This is a genomic window from Hymenobacter perfusus (assembly GCF_003944765.1).
In the GTDB taxonomy this organism is placed as follows: domain Bacteria; phylum Bacteroidota; class Bacteroidia; order Cytophagales; family Hymenobacteraceae; genus Hymenobacter; species Hymenobacter perfusus.
Genome location: NZ_RWIU01000009.1, coordinates 16893 through 34220 on the forward strand (window position 1 = coordinate 16893; position 17328 = coordinate 34220).

General features: G+C 57.1%; 17 protein-coding genes and 1 tRNA gene. 15 read left to right on the plus strand and 3 right to left on the minus strand.

The window, feature by feature from the left end; genetic code table 11:
- The first annotated feature begins 118 nt into the window (after positions 1-118).
- Together rpmI and rplT are read left to right on the plus strand one after the other, a co-directional pair.
- A complete protein-coding gene (gene rpmI / locus EI293_RS19715; RefSeq protein ID WP_044002057.1) occupies positions 119-313 on the plus strand; it encodes a 50S ribosomal protein L35 in 195 nt (64 codons plus the stop codon).
- Positions 314-484: 171 nt separating this feature from the next.
- On the plus strand, positions 485-829 hold the full coding sequence (rplT, locus tag EI293_RS19720; protein ID WP_044002059.1) for a 50S ribosomal protein L20: 345 nt from the start codon (positions 485-487) through the stop codon (positions 827-829).
- 172 nt (positions 830-1001) lie between these two features.
- Here the strand turns inward: rplT and EI293_RS19725 are convergent, their stop codons facing one another.
- The 3 genes from EI293_RS19725 to EI293_RS19735 form a co-directional block, all read right to left on the minus strand.
- Positions 1002-1421 carry a hypothetical protein gene (locus EI293_RS19725; protein ID WP_125440276.1) on the minus strand — a complete coding sequence of 140 codons (420 nt, stop codon included), beginning with the start codon at positions 1419-1421 and terminating at the stop codon, positions 1002-1004.
- A 383-nt stretch (positions 1422-1804) separates the two neighbouring features.
- Positions 1805-1969, minus strand: a complete 165-nt coding sequence (locus EI293_RS22155; protein WP_170170458.1) for a hypothetical protein — start codon at positions 1967-1969, stop codon at positions 1805-1807.
- A gap of 845 nt (positions 1970-2814) precedes the next feature.
- Positions 2815-2888: transfer RNA gene (locus EI293_RS19735), tRNA-Met, on the minus strand.
- 136 nt (positions 2889-3024) lie between these two features.
- Between EI293_RS19735 and EI293_RS19740 the strand changes: the two genes are divergently transcribed.
- The 13 genes from EI293_RS19740 to EI293_RS19800 all read left to right on the plus strand — a co-directional run bounded on the left by EI293_RS19740 (position 3025) and on the right by EI293_RS19800 (position 17272).
- Complete coding sequence (locus EI293_RS19740; RefSeq protein WP_044002071.1) at positions 3025-3438, plus strand: START-like domain-containing protein; 414 nt, start codon at positions 3025-3027, stop codon at positions 3436-3438.
- A gap of 112 nt (positions 3439-3550) precedes the next feature.
- The gene (locus tag EI293_RS19745; protein ID WP_125440278.1) at positions 3551-4984 is read left to right on the plus strand and encodes an LptF/LptG family permease; all 1434 of its coding nucleotides are present in this window, start codon (positions 3551-3553) and stop codon (positions 4982-4984) included.
- Between the two features lie 158 nt (positions 4985-5142).
- Positions 5143-5418, plus strand: a complete 276-nt coding sequence (gene rpsO / locus EI293_RS19750) for a 30S ribosomal protein S15 (RefSeq protein WP_044002073.1) — start codon at positions 5143-5145, stop codon at positions 5416-5418.
- A gap of 198 nt (positions 5419-5616) precedes the next feature.
- On the plus strand, positions 5617-7776 hold the full coding sequence (gene pnp, locus EI293_RS19755; RefSeq protein ID WP_125440279.1) for a polyribonucleotide nucleotidyltransferase: 2160 nt from the start codon (positions 5617-5619) through the stop codon (positions 7774-7776).
- A gap of 133 nt (positions 7777-7909) precedes the next feature.
- Positions 7910-8773, plus strand: coding sequence for a sigma-70 family RNA polymerase sigma factor (locus EI293_RS19760; RefSeq protein ID WP_022823752.1), 864 nt, complete (start codon positions 7910-7912; stop codon positions 8771-8773).
- Positions 8774-9015: 242 nt separating this feature from the next.
- Positions 9016-9963 carry a thioredoxin-disulfide reductase gene (trxB, locus tag EI293_RS19765; RefSeq protein ID WP_125440280.1) on the plus strand — a complete coding sequence of 316 codons (948 nt, stop codon included), beginning with the start codon at positions 9016-9018 and terminating at the stop codon, positions 9961-9963.
- A 135-nt stretch (positions 9964-10098) separates the two neighbouring features.
- The gene (locus EI293_RS19770) at positions 10099-11229 is read left to right on the plus strand and encodes a M23 family metallopeptidase (protein ID WP_246010745.1); all 1131 of its coding nucleotides are present in this window, start codon (positions 10099-10101) and stop codon (positions 11227-11229) included.
- A gap of 96 nt (positions 11230-11325) precedes the next feature.
- Positions 11326-12045, plus strand: a complete 720-nt coding sequence (bshB1, locus tag EI293_RS19775) for a bacillithiol biosynthesis deacetylase BshB1 (protein ID WP_125440281.1) — start codon at positions 11326-11328, stop codon at positions 12043-12045.
- 524 nt (positions 12046-12569) lie between these two features.
- Complete coding sequence (locus EI293_RS19780; RefSeq protein ID WP_211339623.1) at positions 12570-13229, plus strand: membrane-associated protein; 660 nt, start codon at positions 12570-12572, stop codon at positions 13227-13229.
- A 35-nt stretch (positions 13230-13264) separates the two neighbouring features.
- A complete protein-coding gene (locus EI293_RS19785; protein ID WP_125440283.1) occupies positions 13265-13717 on the plus strand; it encodes a hypothetical protein in 453 nt (150 codons plus the stop codon).
- A 202-nt stretch (positions 13718-13919) separates the two neighbouring features.
- Positions 13920-14417, plus strand: coding sequence for a hypothetical protein (locus tag EI293_RS19790; protein WP_125440284.1), 498 nt, complete (start codon positions 13920-13922; stop codon positions 14415-14417).
- Positions 14418-14904: 487 nt separating this feature from the next.
- Positions 14905-15885 carry an aspartate carbamoyltransferase catalytic subunit gene (locus tag EI293_RS19795; protein ID WP_125440285.1) on the plus strand — a complete coding sequence of 327 codons (981 nt, stop codon included), beginning with the start codon at positions 14905-14907 and terminating at the stop codon, positions 15883-15885.
- Positions 15886-15973: 88 nt separating this feature from the next.
- Positions 15974-17272 (plus strand): dihydroorotase, encoded by a 1299-nt coding sequence (locus EI293_RS19800; protein WP_125440286.1) that lies wholly within the window; start codon positions 15974-15976, stop codon positions 17270-17272.
- Positions 17273-17328: the final 56 nt, after the last annotated feature.

Here is a 17328-nt window from a genome sequence, read left to right on the forward strand (position 1 = left end):
CGCCCGCCGAAAAGGCCGCCGAATAGTTTTGCCGGAATCTTCGGATTCCACCTGTATGCTGGCGCACCGGCCTTAGGCAGCCGACCGCCGCAGTTTTTCACCTTTTATCACCACCACAATGCCGAAAATGAAGACCAAGTCCGGCGCCAAAAAGCGTTTCTCGCTGACCGGCACGGGCAAAATCAAGCGTAAGCACGCCTACAAGAGCCACATCCTGACCAAGAAAACCACCAAGCAGAAGCGTGCTCTCACGCACGTTGGTCTGGTTAGCTCGGCCGATATGAACCGCGTAAAAGACATGCTTGCCATTTAATTAAAAATGAAGAATTAGAAATTGAAAAATTTGCCGGTTATTTTGTAGCCGAGCTATTTGTCAATTTGTTAATTCATAATTTTTAATTTTCAATTCATTCACCAGGCGTCCGGTAGAAATTCTAAGCTGCGGTACTAAACCCGCCGCCGGCCGCCAAAAACAACTCTGGTTATGCCAAGAAGTGTAAACCACGCGGCCTCGCGCCACCGTCGGAAGAAAGTAATGCGTTTGGCGAAAGGCTATTATGGCCGTCGCAAAAACGTATGGACCGTTGCCAAGAACGCCGTTGAGAAAGGCTTGCTCTATGCTTACCGTGACCGTAAGGTTAAGAAGCGTGAGTTCCGTGCCCTCTGGATTCAGCGTATCAACGCTGGTGCCCGTGAGCATGGTATGTCGTACTCGCAGTTGATGGGCGGCCTGAAAAAGGCCGGTATTGAGCTGAACCGCAAGGTTCTGGCTGATTTGGCCCTGAACCACCCTGCCGCCTTTAAAGGCATTGTGGAAAAAATCAAGTAGGCTACCCGATAGGCCTATTAAAAAAGCGTCTGATCCGACCGGATCGGACGCTTTTTTTGTTCCCAATCGTTTGCCATCAAAACGAAACCGGATGCACCGCACATCAGCCGGCCACTGTTCCTGAGAAACAGTGGCCGGCTGATGTGCGGTTATGGATGAGTGTGTTGCCTATTCAGGCCGTTGGCTCCTGCATGTGCCGCAGCCAGGCTTGGGCCTCCTCTATGTCTTCGAACAGGCGCATTTGGAAGCTGTTGCCAACGCGTAGGTGCAGATCTTCCGCTGAGGCCTGCCCAAAGACTCCCGGGGCTACTATGTGGGCATGGTAGCGAAGGCCGGCAGCCAGAGCCTGCGGCATCCACTGGGCTTCAATCCACTCGTTGGCCTGCTTCCAGGAGCCCAGGACGCCCCGGTTGTCATTGAGTATGTACGGGCATTGTGTGTGCTGAAGAATCTCTAAGACCCCTATGGAGCCATGTATTACTCCATCCAAGGACAAAAGCCCCTGCCAGTCGTTGTAGATCCAGTTATTACGCTTATCAAATTCAGTAACGAGGAACGTCTTACCGAAGGAGTTCTGAAAATCACGACGCATTTGGTCAAGATGCCTAACCGGTATTAAGCAGGCAATCTTTTTAGACTAACGAACAGTAGTACCCGGTGAGTAGCTACCTGCTGAGGGTTGGTCCTGTTAAGACCATCGCACCGCCAACCGAAAATGCGCAAATAAAAATGGCCTTCCCGCAATGGAAATGCCATTCTTGTATGTAGCGGAGGCGAAAGTTGAATGGGTTGCTACACCCATAGAAGTGCATTCACAAGCAATAGAGGCCATTTTTGCGACTGGTGCGATTCAGGCATGTGGTTCATAGACTTGTGACGCTCTCACAACCGCTTTTCGGAACTGCCAGGGAGTAATGTCAGCATCTGGGCTGGCTATCCACCTAAACCGAAACCAGACGTATTCAGCAGCATGTGCTACTGAGCACGACGCTTGAGGAAGTAGCGGTTGCGGTCCTCATTGCCGTAGGGCAATACCTCCCAGCCCTGCGCCGCCAGAAAGCTGAACACAGCTGCCTCATCAGCAAACTCCTTGTCATTGACGTTTTCTTGGTAGCGCTTGTATCGGGGATTAGGGGTCACGCCATCCAGCAATGCCAACTTACACGCGCCGCTCATCAGGATATAGGCGTAAGCAACGCTATATTGTGCGGGAGCAGGAGCAACGGGCAGAGCACTGGGGGACTGGGCCAATGCCGCCGGGACAACGGCCGAAGTGAGCAGCGCAACGCCGAGCAGGAAGGAGAGGATTCGTTTGATAAGAGTATACTGGTCAGGTGTCCTGATTATTACCGGTCACCGCTGGCACGGGCCGGCGCAGCAGGTCGCGAGCGAGAATGAACAGTGCCACGAGTCGAGCTACGGCGGCCACACAAATCATGGCGCTTCAGAATGTAGCCTCTGGGCCGTGAGGTGAGAAGAAGGAACGCATAGAGATGATAAGGCCACATAGTAACGCGGCTATCAGCAAAAGTTTGGCCCACAAGCGCCCACGCCAAACGTTCCAGCACATGAAACCCAACAGTGATACCACAACAAGTGCTCCAGCAGGCTCCTGTACAAACCGCAACGGATGTTGGGGCTCAGGCAAGAGCAAGGGATTCAGGAAGGGTATAAACAGGCTGATAAGAAACAGCCCAACTGCTTTGTGGTCATTAGCATGGATGGTGACCGACACAAAGCACGCTCAAGTAGTGATAGGGTATTACTGCTCCTGCAGGGCCAGTATCTGAAGCAGTGTAAACGTAAGCAGGACTCTTCCTAAAAGAACCGTAGGTATACCACCGCTTGGACATGTCGCTATCCGTACCAACTAATTCGGGCTCTTACTCAGGGGAGTATATCAAGTTGTGATAAAACTGTGATAAAAAACTAACAAGTGTGAAATAAAAACGGCCTTTCCATAATGGAAAGGCCGTTTTTGCAAGTAGCGGGGACGAGAGTTGAACTCGTGACCTCAGGGTTATGAATCCTGTGCTCTAACCAACTGAGCTACCCCGCCCTGTTTGGTGGTGCAAATGTAGCAACAAGATTTAATGTTGTGCAAGTGTTGTGCAAAAAAAAACCCGCGTATATTGGCTGCCGGGCCGCTTTTTCCATCGGAGAATGGCCACTAAATTCTTCACTTTGTTCTGCTTATGCCCCTTTCTGCCACTCGCCTCAAACACCGGTTTACGGTCGAATATCCCATTAACGCTTCCCCTAAAATCCTGTATCCGTACTTGGCCTCGGCTTCCGGCCTGTCGCACTGGTTCTGTCAGGACGTGAAAATTGAAGGTGGGCACCTCTACAATTTCATCTGGGACAATCAGCCACATTATGCCGAAATGGCCTCTCATCGGACCAACCGTTCGGCTCGGTTTGTTTTTCTGGACGAGAACAAACGCCATGCTGCTGACGCCAACTTCCTGGATTTTCTGATTGAAGAATCACAGCTGACTCAGGAAGTATACCTGCGGGTGGTGGACTACTCGGAGGAAACGGACACCATTGAACTACAGGAAATGTGGGATAGTCTGATTCTGAAACTTCGGGAGCAGGTAGGCGGGTAACACTTGTTTACTCCGACAGGCGGGGAGCAGGCACGAAACGAGGCGTATCTTCGTTTCCTGTTTGCTCCCTTTCTTTTTGCGCCAGAGTATCCTTCAGTGGCTGGCGAAGCATATGAAAAAACTCGATAAACTGATTCTACGGGCCTTTGCCGGGCCTTTCCTGCTCACCTTCGCCGTGGTGGAGTTCATCTTCCTGACGCAGTACATGCTCAAGTACATGGACGACCTGGTAGGCAAAGACCTCGGCCTGGGCGTTATCGGCCAGCTGCTGTTCTATTTCGCCGTGATGCTGGTGCCCATTGCCCTGCCGCTGGCCGTGTTGCTTTCGTCGCTGATGACTTACGGGACGCTGGGGGAGCACCACGAGCTGACCGCCATCAAAACGGCGGGTATTTCTCTCACGCGCATCCTGCGGCCCGTGATGCTGGTGAGTGCAATGCTGGCAGGCGGAGCCTTCTGGTACAACAACGTGGTAGTGCCCAAAGCCAACCTGGAAGCCTTCAGCCTACTCTGGGATGTGAGGCAGCAGAAACTGGCACTCGATATCCGGGAAGGTGTGTTTTACAACGGCATTCCGGGCTTCACCATCAAGGTCAACCAGAAGATGGGAGAAAACGGCGACCTGCTGAAGGGCGTCATGATTTATGACCACACCCAAAGCCGGGGCGGCAGCACCATTATCCTGGCCGATTCGGGCCGTATGTTTACGCGTTTTGGAGGCCAGTACTTAGGCCTGGAGTTGTTCCGGGGCCGTACGTACGTGGAGCAGCCCTCGGCCGAGAACCGCTCCGGGGCCAGCTTTATCCGACAGAATTTCGACCGCAACCTGATTACGTTCTCCCTGGCCTCCTTCGGGCTGGACCGCACCAAAAAGGAGCTGTTCAACACCAACAAAATGATGCTGGACCTCTCTCAGCTGACGCATTTTACGGACTCATTGCACAACCGTCTGTTTCTGGAGCGTCGGCTGCTGATTCCGCAGCTCAATCCGTATTACACCTATCTGCGCCTTGATACGACCGGCCATATGGCCATACAGCGCGTGGAGAACTGGCAGGTGCCGGCCGCTAAACTGAAGCCGGTGAGCCTGAATGTCACGCAGCAGGCGGCCAACCGGGCCCGCAACGTGCACTCGTTCCTGGGCACTTCGGCGGAGCGGCTGACCAACCTGAACAAGGAAACCGCCAATTACCGCATCGAAACCTACCGCAAATACACGCAGTCGGCAGCTATTCTGCTCATGTTTCTGATTGGAGCACCACTGGGAGCTATTATCAAAAAGGGCGGTATTGGTATTCCTATTCTGGTTTCCATCGTCTTCTTCATCGTTTACTACGTGCTGTCCATTATGGGGGAGAAGTACGGCCGAGAAATGGTGATGCCCGTGGGTATTGGCATGTGGATGTCGGCGGCAGTGCTGCTTCCTATCGGTCTGTTCTTCCTCTATCAGGCCCGCCACGACTCCGGTATTATGGATGTCAACTGGAGCCGGTTCGTGCCCCAGTGGCTGCGCTGGCCGCTGCGGGGCTATAAAAAAGCCGTGTAATTTATAATGTGGAGAATGTGTTGGAATGAGAAGAATGCGAAAATGAAGTACGGCAACACATTTATCACATTAACTCCTTACCTTTGCGGCCACCCCGAAATGCGGGGTGGCTTTCTTTTTTTCATTTTTAAATCCAAGACGGGGAAACCTATCTGCCGATGAAACTTACTACCGAAGCAAAACAGGCCATTTTCGAGAAAAACAGCCTGCAAAAAGTAGCCACCGACACGGGTTCGGCCGAGGCTCAGATTGCGCTGTTCACGCATCGTATTTCGCACCTCACCGAGCACTTGAAAGTGAACAAGAAAGACTTCTCGACCCGTTTGGGTCTGCTGAAGCTTGTTGGTAAGCGTCGTCGCATGCTGGACTACCTCCAGCACCGCGAAATCAACCGCTACCGCGCCATCATCAAGGAGCTGGGCATTCGTAAGTAAGCCCTACGCCTGGAGCAGGGAGCCTTCCACCCCGGAAGGTTCCCTGCTCTTTTTTTGTCCGACCCCGAGCGCACCATTTGCCGGGTTCGGGCGTTGCTTTTCCTGATCATCCTTTTTTTAGAGCAAAACAGGACCTCCGTCGGCCCCGTTTTTTCGGCTGCTCGCCCGCTGCACGCTTTCCACAAGCAACCCTCTCAGATGCCCAATTACACCGCGGTTACCAAACACATTACGCTGCCCGACGGGCGGCAGATTTCCATCGAAACCGGCAAGCTGGCCAAATTCGCCGACGGCGCCGTAGTGGTGCGCCTCGGCGACGCCATGCTGCTGGCTACGGTCGTGTCGCAGCCCAGCTCGCGCGGCGACGTGGATTTCCTGCCCTTGTCGGTTGATTACCAGGAGAAATTCGGCGGTGCCGGCAACATTCCCGGCTCGTTCCAGCGCCGCGAAGGCCGCCTCTCGGATGCCGAAATCCTGGTGTGCCGCATCGTAGACCGCATCCTGCGCCCGATGTTCCCCAAGGACTATCACTACGAGGTGCAGGTGATGATTACCCTGATTTCGGCCGATAAAACCGTGCAGCCCGACGCCCTGGCCGCGCTGGCCGCCTCGGCTGCCCTCTCGATTTCGGATATTCCTTTCGCCGGCCCCATCTCGGAGGTTCGCGTGGCTCGCATCGACGGCAAGCTGCAGATCAACCCCCTCACCGCCGACATTGCCCGCGCCGACATCGACCTGATTGTAGGTGCCACGGCCGACTCAGTGGCCATGGTGGAAGGCGAAATGGACGAAGTGAGCGAAGAGGAAATGGTGGAAGCCATTGCCTACGCTCACGAAGCCATCAAGGAGCAGGTGCGTGTGCAGTTGGAACTGGCCGCCGAAGTGGAGAAATCCCACACCAAGCGTGAGTACCCTAAGTACGAGGAAAACGACGACCTCAAGAAGCGCATTCAGGAAGGTGTTTACGAGCAGGCCTACAAAGTGGCGCACTCGGGCAACCCCAGCAAAGCCGGCCGTAAGGAAGATTTTGGCGCTATCAAGAAGACTCTGACCGCGCAGTTGCTGGAAGAGCAGCCTGAGTTGGACATGAAGATGTTCGGCCGCTACTACTCTTCGGCGGAGAAGAAAGCCATCCGCGACATGATGATCAAGGAGCGCACCCGCCTCGATGGTCGTCAACTCACGGAAATCCGCCCTATCTGGAGCGAGGTGAACTACCTGCCCGGTGCCCACGGCTCGGCCCTGTTCACCCGCGGCGAAACCCAGTCCTTGACCACCGTAGCCCTCGGCACCAAGCTCGATGAGCAGATCATCGACACGGCCATGACCTCGGGCTACAGCAAGTTCATGCTGCACTACAACTTCCCGGCCTTCTCGACCGGTGAGGTTAAGCCGAACCGCGGCCCCGGCCGCCGCGAAATCGGCCACGGCAACCTAGCCCAACGCTCGCTGAAGAAGGTAATGCCTTCCGATGACGAGAACCCCTACACCGTGCGCATCGTGTCGGACATCCTGGAGTCAAACGGCTCCAGCTCGATGGCCACGGTATGCGCTGGTTCGATGGCCTTGATGGATGCTGGTATTCCAATCCGCTCGGCTGTTTCGGGCATTGCCATGGGTCTCGTGCAGGACAAGGAAACCGGCGAATACGCCGTGCTTTCGGACATCCTGGGCGATGAGGACCACCTCGGCGACATGGACTTCAAAGTAACCGGCACCGAGAAAGGTATCGTTGCTTGCCAGATGGACATCAAAATCCAGGGTTTGAGCGCTGAAATCATGACGGCTGCGCTGCACCAGGCCCGCGAAGGCCGTCTGCACATCCTGCGCGAGATGGCCAAGACCATTGCCGCGCCGGCTGCTGAGCTGAAGCCTCACACGCCTCGCTCGCACAAGATGCTGATCGACAAGGAGTACATCGGTGCCGTTATCGGACCCGGCGGTAAAGTCATTCAGCAGATCCAGAAGGATACCAACGCCACGGTTATCATCGAGGAGAAGGACGAGAAAGGCCACGTGAGCATCTACGCTTCCAACCAGGAAGACATGCAGGCGGCCATCGACCGGATCCGGGCCATTGCGGCCACGCCGGAAATCGGCGAAACCTACAAAGGCAAAGTGCGCAGCATTCAGCCGTACGGCGCGTTCGTGGAAATCATGCCGGGCAAAGATGGGCTGCTGCACATCTCGGAGGTTTCGCACGAGCGGCTGGCCGCGCTGGAAGGCGTGCTGGAAGTAGGGCAGGAGATTGACGTGAAACTGCTCGACATCGACAAGAAAACGGGCAAATACCGCTTGTCGCGCAAGGTGCTGCTGCCGAAACCGGAGCGCGCTGCTGATTCCAACGGCGCCGCCTAACCGCTGCCGCCGAACTTTCGCGGGTACCGGGGTGTTGCTTTCAACTGACCCGGTACCCGCGTTTGGGTATCCCTCGTATACCGGACCAACACGACCTTACTAGCATCAACAACTCAACTCTCTCGCGCCCGCAATGAGACAGCTAAAAATCAGCAAGCAGATCACCAACCGCGAAAGCCAGTCGCTGGATAAATACCTCCAGGAGATTGGCAAGGTGGATCTGCTAACCCCCGACGAGGAGGTAACGCTGGCGCAACGCATCAAAGAAGGTGACCAGCAAGCGCTGGAAAAACTCACCAAGGCCAACCTGCGCTTCGTGGTGTCGGTAGCCAAGCAGTACCAGAACCAGGGTTTGAGCTTGGGTGACCTGATCAACGAGGGTAACCTCGGTCTGATCAAAGCCGCCAAGCGCTTCGACGAAACCCGGGGCTTTAAATTCATTTCTTACGCCGTTTGGTGGATTCGCCAGTCGATTCTGCAGGCCTTGGCCGAGCAGAGCCGCATCGTGCGTCTGCCCCTAAACCGGGTTGGCTCGCTGAACAAAATCAGCAAGTCTTTCTCGGAGCTGGAGCAGAAGTTTGAGCGTGAGCCCTCGCCTGAGGAAATTGCCGAAGTACTGGAGCTGACCACCTCGGAAGTGGTGGACACGCTCAAGATTTCGGGTCGTCACGTATCGGTGGATGCGCCGTTTGTGCAGGGTGAAGAAAACCGCCTGCTCGACGTGCTCGAAAACGAGGACGAAGAATCGCCCGACACCGGCCTGATGAACGACTCGCTCCGCAAGGAAGTGCAGCGCGCCCTGAGCACGCTCACCAAGCGCGAAGCTGACGTGATTACGCTCTACTTCGGTCTGAACGGGGAACATTCGCTCACGCTGGAAGAAATCGGGGAGAAGTTCAACCTGACCCGCGAGCGGGTGCGCCAGATCAAAGAGAAGGCCATCCGCCGCCTGCGCCACACCTCGCGCAGCAAGGCCCTGAAGCCGTATCTGGGGTAAGTTTTTCTACCCCGTCGCAGAAAACCCTGGCCTTTGGTTGGGGTTTTTTGTTGACTACACGTTGACGGCCTCTGTATTATCCTGCTTTCCCAGCGTTTCGGACAAAGTGACCGACGTGCAGAGTTGGCGCAATTTTCGGCAATACGGAGTCGTCCCGGATGAAAACCCGGGACGCGTGTACTTTTGCATCCCAACATTAACCCTTCATGGCGCTAGCGGAAGCTTCCGCCACCTTCTCCTGTATGGCGACTACCACTCCGGAACACATTAAGTGTCTGATTATTGGCTCCGGCCCAGCCGGCTACACGGCGGCTATTTACGCGGCCCGCGCCAACCTCAACCCCGTGATGTACCAGGGCCTGCAGCCCGGCGGCCAACTCACGATTACCAACGACGTCGAGAATTTTCCGGGCTACCCCGACGGTATCATGGGCCCCGAAATGATGGAGGACCTGAAAAAGCAGGCCGCTCGTTTCGGTACCGATATCCGCTATGGCATTGCCACCTCGGTGGACTTCTCGGGCCACCCGCACCGCGTGATAGTGGATGAGAAGGTGGAGCTGACGGCTGATACCATCATCATTGCCACGGGTGCCTCGGCCAAGTGGCTGGGGCTGCCCTCGGAGCAGCGCCTGAACGGCTCGGGCGTATCGGCCTGTGCCGTGTGCGACGGGTTCTTTTACCGCGGTAAGGACGTGGCTATTGTGGGTGCCGGCGACACGGCGGCCGAGGAGGCTACCTACCTCGCCAACCTGTGCAACAAAGTGTACATGATTGTGCGGAAAGGGGAGATGCGCGCCTCAAAAATCATGCAGAAGCGCGTGACCGACAACCCCAAGATTGAAGTGCTCTGGAACACGGTAACCGACGAAATACTGGGTGAGCACGCCGTGGATGGCGCCCGTGTGAAAAACGTGCTCGACGGCACCACCCGCGACTTGGCCATTGAGGGCTTCTTCGTGGCCATCGGCCACGACCCAAACTCGAAAATCTTCCAGCCCTACCTGCACCACGACGAGCAGGGCTACCTGAAAACCATTCCCGGCACGGCCAAAACCAACGTGGACGGCGTATTCGCCTGCGGCGACGTGCAGGACTTCACCTACCGCCAGGCCGTAACGGCCGCCGGCTCCGGCTGCATGGCCGCCCTCGATGCCGAGCGGTATCTGGCTGCTTTGGGCGACCATTAGGTGAAATGGTGAGTTAGTGATTTAGTGAGTTCGACGCCAAACACTATTCAAGGTGGCTGTGCGTTCAACCCGCTAAATCACTACCTCACTACCTCACTATTTCACCATTTCACTGTTTTGCCCTTGCTGCATTTTTTGAAAACATGGCTGCTGCCGCTGCTACTGATCGGGCTGTTTGTAGGCTTGCCCGGCCAGCTGTTGGCCCAGCGCCGCAAAGTGCCGGAACCGAAGGCGAAAGCCGGTTCGGCCGGCAAGCGGAGCGACTTTTTTCGGATTAAGTCGCCCACTATCCGCTACGTGCGGCCCGATACCACCATTCTCATTGAAACGGAGGAACTGCCCGATGAGGGCTCCGACGCGGCCAAATCCATCTTCTTCAACCCCGCTAAAAAGCTCTCTATCGTGAGCGAGGATACGTCCACGCTCAATGAGGGGGAGCAGCATATTGTGGAGATGAAGGAGGAAGTGCAGATTGATTCCTCCTGGATTCAGGTGGCCGGCTACTACGCCATCTGGGATACGCACAACATCAACCCATACCGGGTGGATGGCCGCCGCATCAAGGATACGCTAAACCTGAAACTGACGGAACCGGATCGGCAGCGCTACGCTAAAATGCCGCTGGTGAAAACTCCCATGACATCGGACTTCGGCTTTCGGGGCTACCGCTGGCACTACGGCGTAGACCTCGACCTGGAAACCGGTGACTCGGTAAAGGCCGCCTTCGACGGCGTGGTACGCATTGTGAAGTGGGACGGCTCTGGCTACGGTAATTACGTGCTCATCCGCCACTACAACGGCATCGAAACGCTCTACGGACACATGCAGAAGTCCCTGGTAACGCCGGGTACGTTCGTGAAGGCCGGGCAGTTAATTGGCCGGGGCGGCAGTACGGGCCGCAGCAGCGGCTCGCATCTGCACTTTGAGGTGCGCTATGAGGGCAACCCCATCGACCCGGAGCAGATGTACGACTTCCCGGATTACCGGCTCATCAAGGACAACTTCCAGATTACCTCCGGCCTGTTTGCCTACTACAGCAAGTCGCTGAAGTACCGGGGCGGGAGCGTGCCGGGCGCCGCTACGCGCAGTGCTAGCAGCAGCAGCGCCAAGCCCACACAGGCCCGGCGTATCGTTAGCCACAAAATCCGCAGCGGTGATACGCTGTCGGAAATTGCCGATAAATACGGCGTGTCGCAGGCCCAAATCCGGCGCCTGAACGGCGGCACCGCCGTGCTGCGCGTGGGCCGGACGCTGCGCATCAAGTAAATAGCGTAATAGCGGGATGGTTAACTGGTTGGTCGTTCAACGCATCGTCGGAACAGCCAACGGGTTAACCATTCAGCTATGTAACCATCCAAGCAGATGAAACTAGATATTCTGGCCCTGGGGGCGCACCCCGATGATGTAGAAATGTCGGCGGCCGGTACGCTGCTGGCGGCGGCGGCGGCGGGTAAGAAAATCGGCATTGTTGATTTTACCCGGGGCGAGCTGGGCACGCGCGGCACGCCCGTTACCCGCGCCCAGGAGGCCGAGGTGGCCAGTCGGATTCTGGGCCTGCACGCCCGCGAAAATCTGGGGTTGCCCGATGGCTTCTTCCGCAACGACCGGGAGCACCAGCTGCCCCTGATTGCGGCCCTGCGGCGCTACCAGCCCGATGTGGTACTCTGCAACGCCATTACGGACCGCCACCCCGACCACGGCCGGGGCGCACAGCTGGCTTCGGATGCCTGTTTCCTGAGTGGCCTGCGCATGATTGAAACCCTTGGCGAGGACGGCCAGCCGCAACTGCCCTGGCGCCCCCGCGTGGTGTATCACTACATCCAGGACCGCCAGCTGCCGTCGGATTTTGTGGTGGACATTACGCCACACTGGACGAAGAAGTGGGAGTCTATTCAGGCGTATCAAACCCAGTTCTTCAACCCCGACCTCGACCAGCCCCAAACCTACCTGTCCAGCCAGGAGTTTGGTAAGTTTATGGAAGCCCGCGCCCGCGAATTCGGCCACCTGATCGGGGTGGAGTTCGGGGAAGGTTTTACGCGGCAGCGGCCCGTAGGTGTGCGCGATATTACGGAGTTGCTATAGTAGGGGCAGCTTTCGGAAAGCTAAAACTTCTTCAGAAATGGGAAAGAACGTCATTCCGGGCCTGCGAGGAATCTCGCGGGCTGACGTCAGCAGTGCTACGGCACCCTTCGCTCGTCATTCCTCCGCAAGCACAGAATAACGGGCGGCTTGACAGTTACCCCCCCCAAACGATTCTCTCATAACTACTCCGCAGGTACTGCCTCGGCACTGCAAGAGCCCGGTCCTCCAAGGCCGGGCTCTTTGTATGAAATCCAGTCGAAATACGATAATTGGTGGAGCGTATGAGATAAGTTAAAAGTCTGATGATGGAAAGCATAAACCATCTCTGCCAGACTTGAATGGTGTTTTGGGAAAAAATAAAAAGTCTGATAAGCAAATGATTTGCAATGGCTCTTCCGCTGCCAATCTGCTACTTCGGGCATCCCTTCTGCATCGGTTACTCTTCAGGGTCGGCAGGAGGGGAGTTGCCTCATCTCATTTTCTCGGACCCCATGAATCGTGTGCCTGCTCGCTTGCCGCTTTGGTTGAAACTGGCCTTTACCGCCTTCCTGCTGGTGATGGTGCCGGTGTACTGGGTGAATTATGGTCCCACCAACTTCCTGTACTTCTGCGACGTGTCGTTGCTGCTGTGCCTAGTCAGCGTCTGGACGGAGCGCCGTTTGCCGGCCTCCATGGCCGCCGTGGGCATCCTGCTGCCCCAGGTGCTGTGGTGCGCCGATTTTGTGGGGGAGCTGTGCGGCCACCATTTGCTGGGCATGACGTCCTATATGTTCGATGAAAACCGCTCGTTGTTCCTGCGCGGCCTCTCATTCTTCCACGGCTGGCTGCCCTTCCTCATCCTGTTCCTGGTGAAGCGCCTGGGCTACGACCGGCGCGCCCTGCCGGCCTGGACGCTGCTGGCCTGGGGCCTGTGCCTAGTGGCCTACTTCTGGCTGCCGCCGGCCGGGGCCGCCGTGCCCGACCCCAAGATTCCGGTAAACATCAACTACGTGTTCGGCTTCGACGATGCCCACCCCCAGACCTGGCTGCCTGCCCCACTCTACCTCCTGGGCTGGATGCTGACGCTGCTGCTCGTTATCTACCTGCCCACGCACTGGGCGCTGCGCCGCTGGCTGGCCCCGAAGTCGGCACCGGGGCAGGCAACGGCAGAGTACCCGGTTAGGTTGGCGCTGAAGCAGGCCTAAGCTTCGATGATTTCTCTTCGGTACACTATCTTGTTATGAAAATCACGCGCCTTACTGCTTCCTTTACCCGGCTATTTCTGATGTCTATCCTCGGTCCTGAGCAACTCCCGGACGCCACCGCCCAGCCCGCTCCCGGCCGCCGCCAGCGCCTGGCCGGGGCGGCGGCTACTACCGCCACCCAGCTGCTGCCGTTGCTCAAGCTGCTCGATACCATCCAGCCCCAGGTGTGCAGCGACTCGGTGTTTCACCTGCGGCGGCTGAAAATTCAGGCCCACTTCGCGGAGGTGCGCCAGGAAATGCGGGCGGAGCGGCCCCGGCGGCAGGCCCTGCAGTTCGCCCTCCACGCCCTCACCGAGCTGGTACGAGAAGAAGCCCGCGACATCAGCCGCGACGAGTTGCAGCAAGCCGCCAAAGAAGTTGTGCTGGCCACCCTCAAGAATGCGCCGGCCCTGGTGAACGTAGCCAATCAGGCGCGGTTGCTAGCGTAAGGAGGTGCAGGCCTTTGTATGGAGAAGCCTACGTGTTCTTTGAACTAACACTCTATACAACAGACTTAAAATTGCAAGCGCAGTATGGCATAACGCCTCGCTGCTCTTACGGTATATTCGTGTCTTAACACAAGCACTCAAGCCAATTGGCTTTCGAGGCGGAGTTTTGTTTACCCTGTATATTTAACGACGTTACTCCTCAATGTCCGCCGATAACGCTGTCCTACAAAACAAAGGCTTACAATTGCTGAGCTATTACAATTTGATAGGTGGCATTGCTGGTCTGTTTATCCTGGCATTTCATCTACCTGAGCTGAGCGAATCAGCCCTAAAGGTTGGTGGCGGGCTATACGCGGCATTGTCCTTCGGGCTCTCCATTCTCTCCTTTGTTACATATCAGAAACGGCAGGATCCCACATTGATGGGCGTTATGGCCATTCTGCAATTACCGGTCATTCGGTATGGAGGGCTGAAGTACGTGCTCAGCAACGGGGTGCTGGCCATCTTTGGCCTTGATGCCTCCAGTAACATAGGACTGACCTTGGATGCCATCTTTGAGGTCAAATTTAGCTTTGCTATAGCCAATCAGGAAGAGTGGTTTTTTGGCGTAAATGTAGTGCCAGCAATTATACTGTGGTACTTGTTGATGCGCTACAAGCCAACAGATTCGGCAGCAATTACGAAGCCGCGCAAGGAGTGATGCCCGCCAGAATTTTCTGCACCGGCCGGCTCCCAAAACGGTGTGGTACGGCACCCGTTAGATCTAAGATGAACGGCAGAAAAAGCACGCCGAAAAAAAAATTACCCGTACCCATGCGTTACCAGGCGTAACAATGCCGTAGTTTTGCAGCATGCTTCAACCCCAAAACCTGTTGATGAAGCGTGGAACCCTGCCCGGCAAGGACCCGCGAGTGGACCAGATGGTCTGCACCGCCATCGGTTTTTCCGATTTTGCCGCTGCTGTTTCCGTTATTTTTTCTGCCTGTTGCCCCGCCACCGTTTCGGATTCCGAAACGGTTTTTTTATGCCCATTCGGTTCGTCGGACGCTGACCTCCCGCCCAACGCGCGACGGTGGCCCGCACCCCGGCTGCCACGGGTAGCCGGTTTCTGCGGCCCAGAGAATAGCCGATAAGAATGCCCATTGGCCTTGTTTAGTCCGACAACCTCACTTTTCCTCCACTCCGGTATGGCACGTAAAGACCTCCTTGACATTGCATCCCTTCACCGGGAGGAAATCGAGTTTTTGCTCGACCAGTCCACGTCCTTCAAAAAACTGTTCACCCGCTCGGTGAAGAAAATCCCCGCTCTGGAGGGCAAGTCGGTGCTTATGCTGTTCTACGAGGCCAGCACCCGCACGCATTCTTCCTTCGAGGTAGCCGCCAAACGCCTCTCGGCAGAGGTCACGAACTTCGACGTGGCTCATTCCTCCATCACCAAGGGCGAGTCGGTGCGCGAAACGATTGAGACGCTGCAGGCCATGCGCACCGACTACATCGTGGTGCGCCACGGCCACCCCGGGCTGCCCGCCATGATTGCCCGCCAAACCACGGCCTCCGTCATCAATGCCGGCGACGGGGCCCACGAGCATCCCACCCAAGCGTTGCTGGACGCCTTCACTATCAAGGAAAAATTCCCCGACCCCCGGGGTAAGAAAGTCCTCATTATCGGGGATATCCTCCATTCCCGCGTGGCGCGCTCCACCAGCACGCTGCTGCAGAAGCTGGGCGTGGAGGTGGCGTACCTCGGGCCGGGCTCCCTGGTGCCCAAGTACGGCCCGGCCACCATCCCTCGCTTCACCAACTACGAAGCCGCCATGGCCTGGGCGCCCGATGTGGTGTACCTGCTGCGCGTGCAGATGGAGCGTCAGGACGTGCAGTTTTTTCCCAACGTCCGCGAGTACCACCGGGTCTACGGCATCACCACCGCCCGGCTGGCGGAAATCCGCGACAAGGGCCTCTACATCATGCACCCCGGCCCCGTGAACCGGGGCGTGGAACTGTGCGACGCCGTCATGGACTACGAGCGTAGCCTCATCACCAACCAAGTCGAAAACGGCATTTCCATCCGCATGGCCGTGCTCGATTGGCTCACGCCGGGCGGGGATTTCCCGAAGCAGGAAGCCTATGACGCCCGGCAGGGTGCGGGCTCAACGCTGCTCATGCCCTAGTTAGCGGCTGGTGCCGCCCGCGTAGATTCATCTTCAATAGTTCGAATATTCCACCCACCCCTTGCCGGTTTACCGCACTCCTTCCTCCATGCTCCTCCTTCAAAACGCCCGCATCGCCGCCGAAAAATCCCCCGTGCTTGTCGAGAGTGACGTGTTGATTGTCGAGGGAATCATTCAGCAAATCGGCAAAAGCCTGCCCATTCCTGAGGGTGCCCGCGTGATTGATGCGCGGGGCCGGGTGCTGCTGCCGGGTATGTTTGATGCCCACGTCCATTTCCGCGCGCCTGGCTTCGAGAACAAGGAAACCATCACCACGGGCAGCGAAGCGGCCATCAACGGCGGCATTACCGGCGTAGTGATGATGCCCAACACCCGCCCGGCGCTCGACTCGGCAACGGCCATTGCCACCGTGCTGGACAATGCCCGGCACCGCGCCCGCATTCCGGTGTACACCTCCGGCTGCGTTACCAAAAACCGCGAGGGCAAGGAGCTGGCCGAAATCGAGGGCATGCACCGGCTCGGCGTAATTATGCTCACCGACGACGGCGACACCACCGCCGACCCGGCCGTGCTGCTGCGGGCCATGCAGTATGCCACCGAGTTCGGGATGTTTTTCGCCAGCCACTGCGAGGTGCCGGAACTGGCCGGGCCGCGCGCCCTCAACGAAGGCGTGATGAGCTACCGACTCGGCATCAAAGGCTCGCCGGCCTGCGCCGAGGAAATCATCATCGACCGGGACATCCGCCTGGCCCGGGCGGCGGGCGCGCACGTCCACATCCAGCACGTATCCAGCAAGATGGGCATGGAAACCATCCGCTGGTGGAAGTCGCGCGGCGACGTGAAGGTGACGGCCGAAGTGATGCCGCATCACCTGCTGTTCACCGACGAGCACATCGGCGACTACGACACCAACTACAAGATGAACCCGCCGCTGCGCACCCAGGCCGACTGCGACGCGCTGCTGGAAGGGCTCAAGGAAGGCGTATTCGACATCATTGCCACCGACCACGCCCCGCACACGCCCTTCGAAAAAGCCCAGGATTTCATCAGCGCGCCCAACGGCATTACCGGCCTGGATACGGCCCTGGTGTCGCTCTACCACTTCTTCGTGGAGCCCGGCAAATTCGGGTGGGACCTGGTGGTGAAGCGCTATTCGGCCGAGCCTCGCCGCCTGATGGGCCTGCCGGTCGCCGCCATCGAAGTCGGCCAGGAAGCCAACTGCGTGTTGTTCGATACCGAGGCCGAAACTGCCTTCACCAAGGAGTTCATGAAATCCAAGTCCCAGAACACGCCCTTCATCAACCAGACGCTGAAAGGGAGTGTAGATATGGTGATTTTAGGCACCGAAATCCTGCTGGAACGGGAAGCAGCGGTAACTGTCGGCTAGTCGCAATAATAGAACGTCACAGTTCATCCGGCTTCCGCGCTGCCGAAGTAGCTACA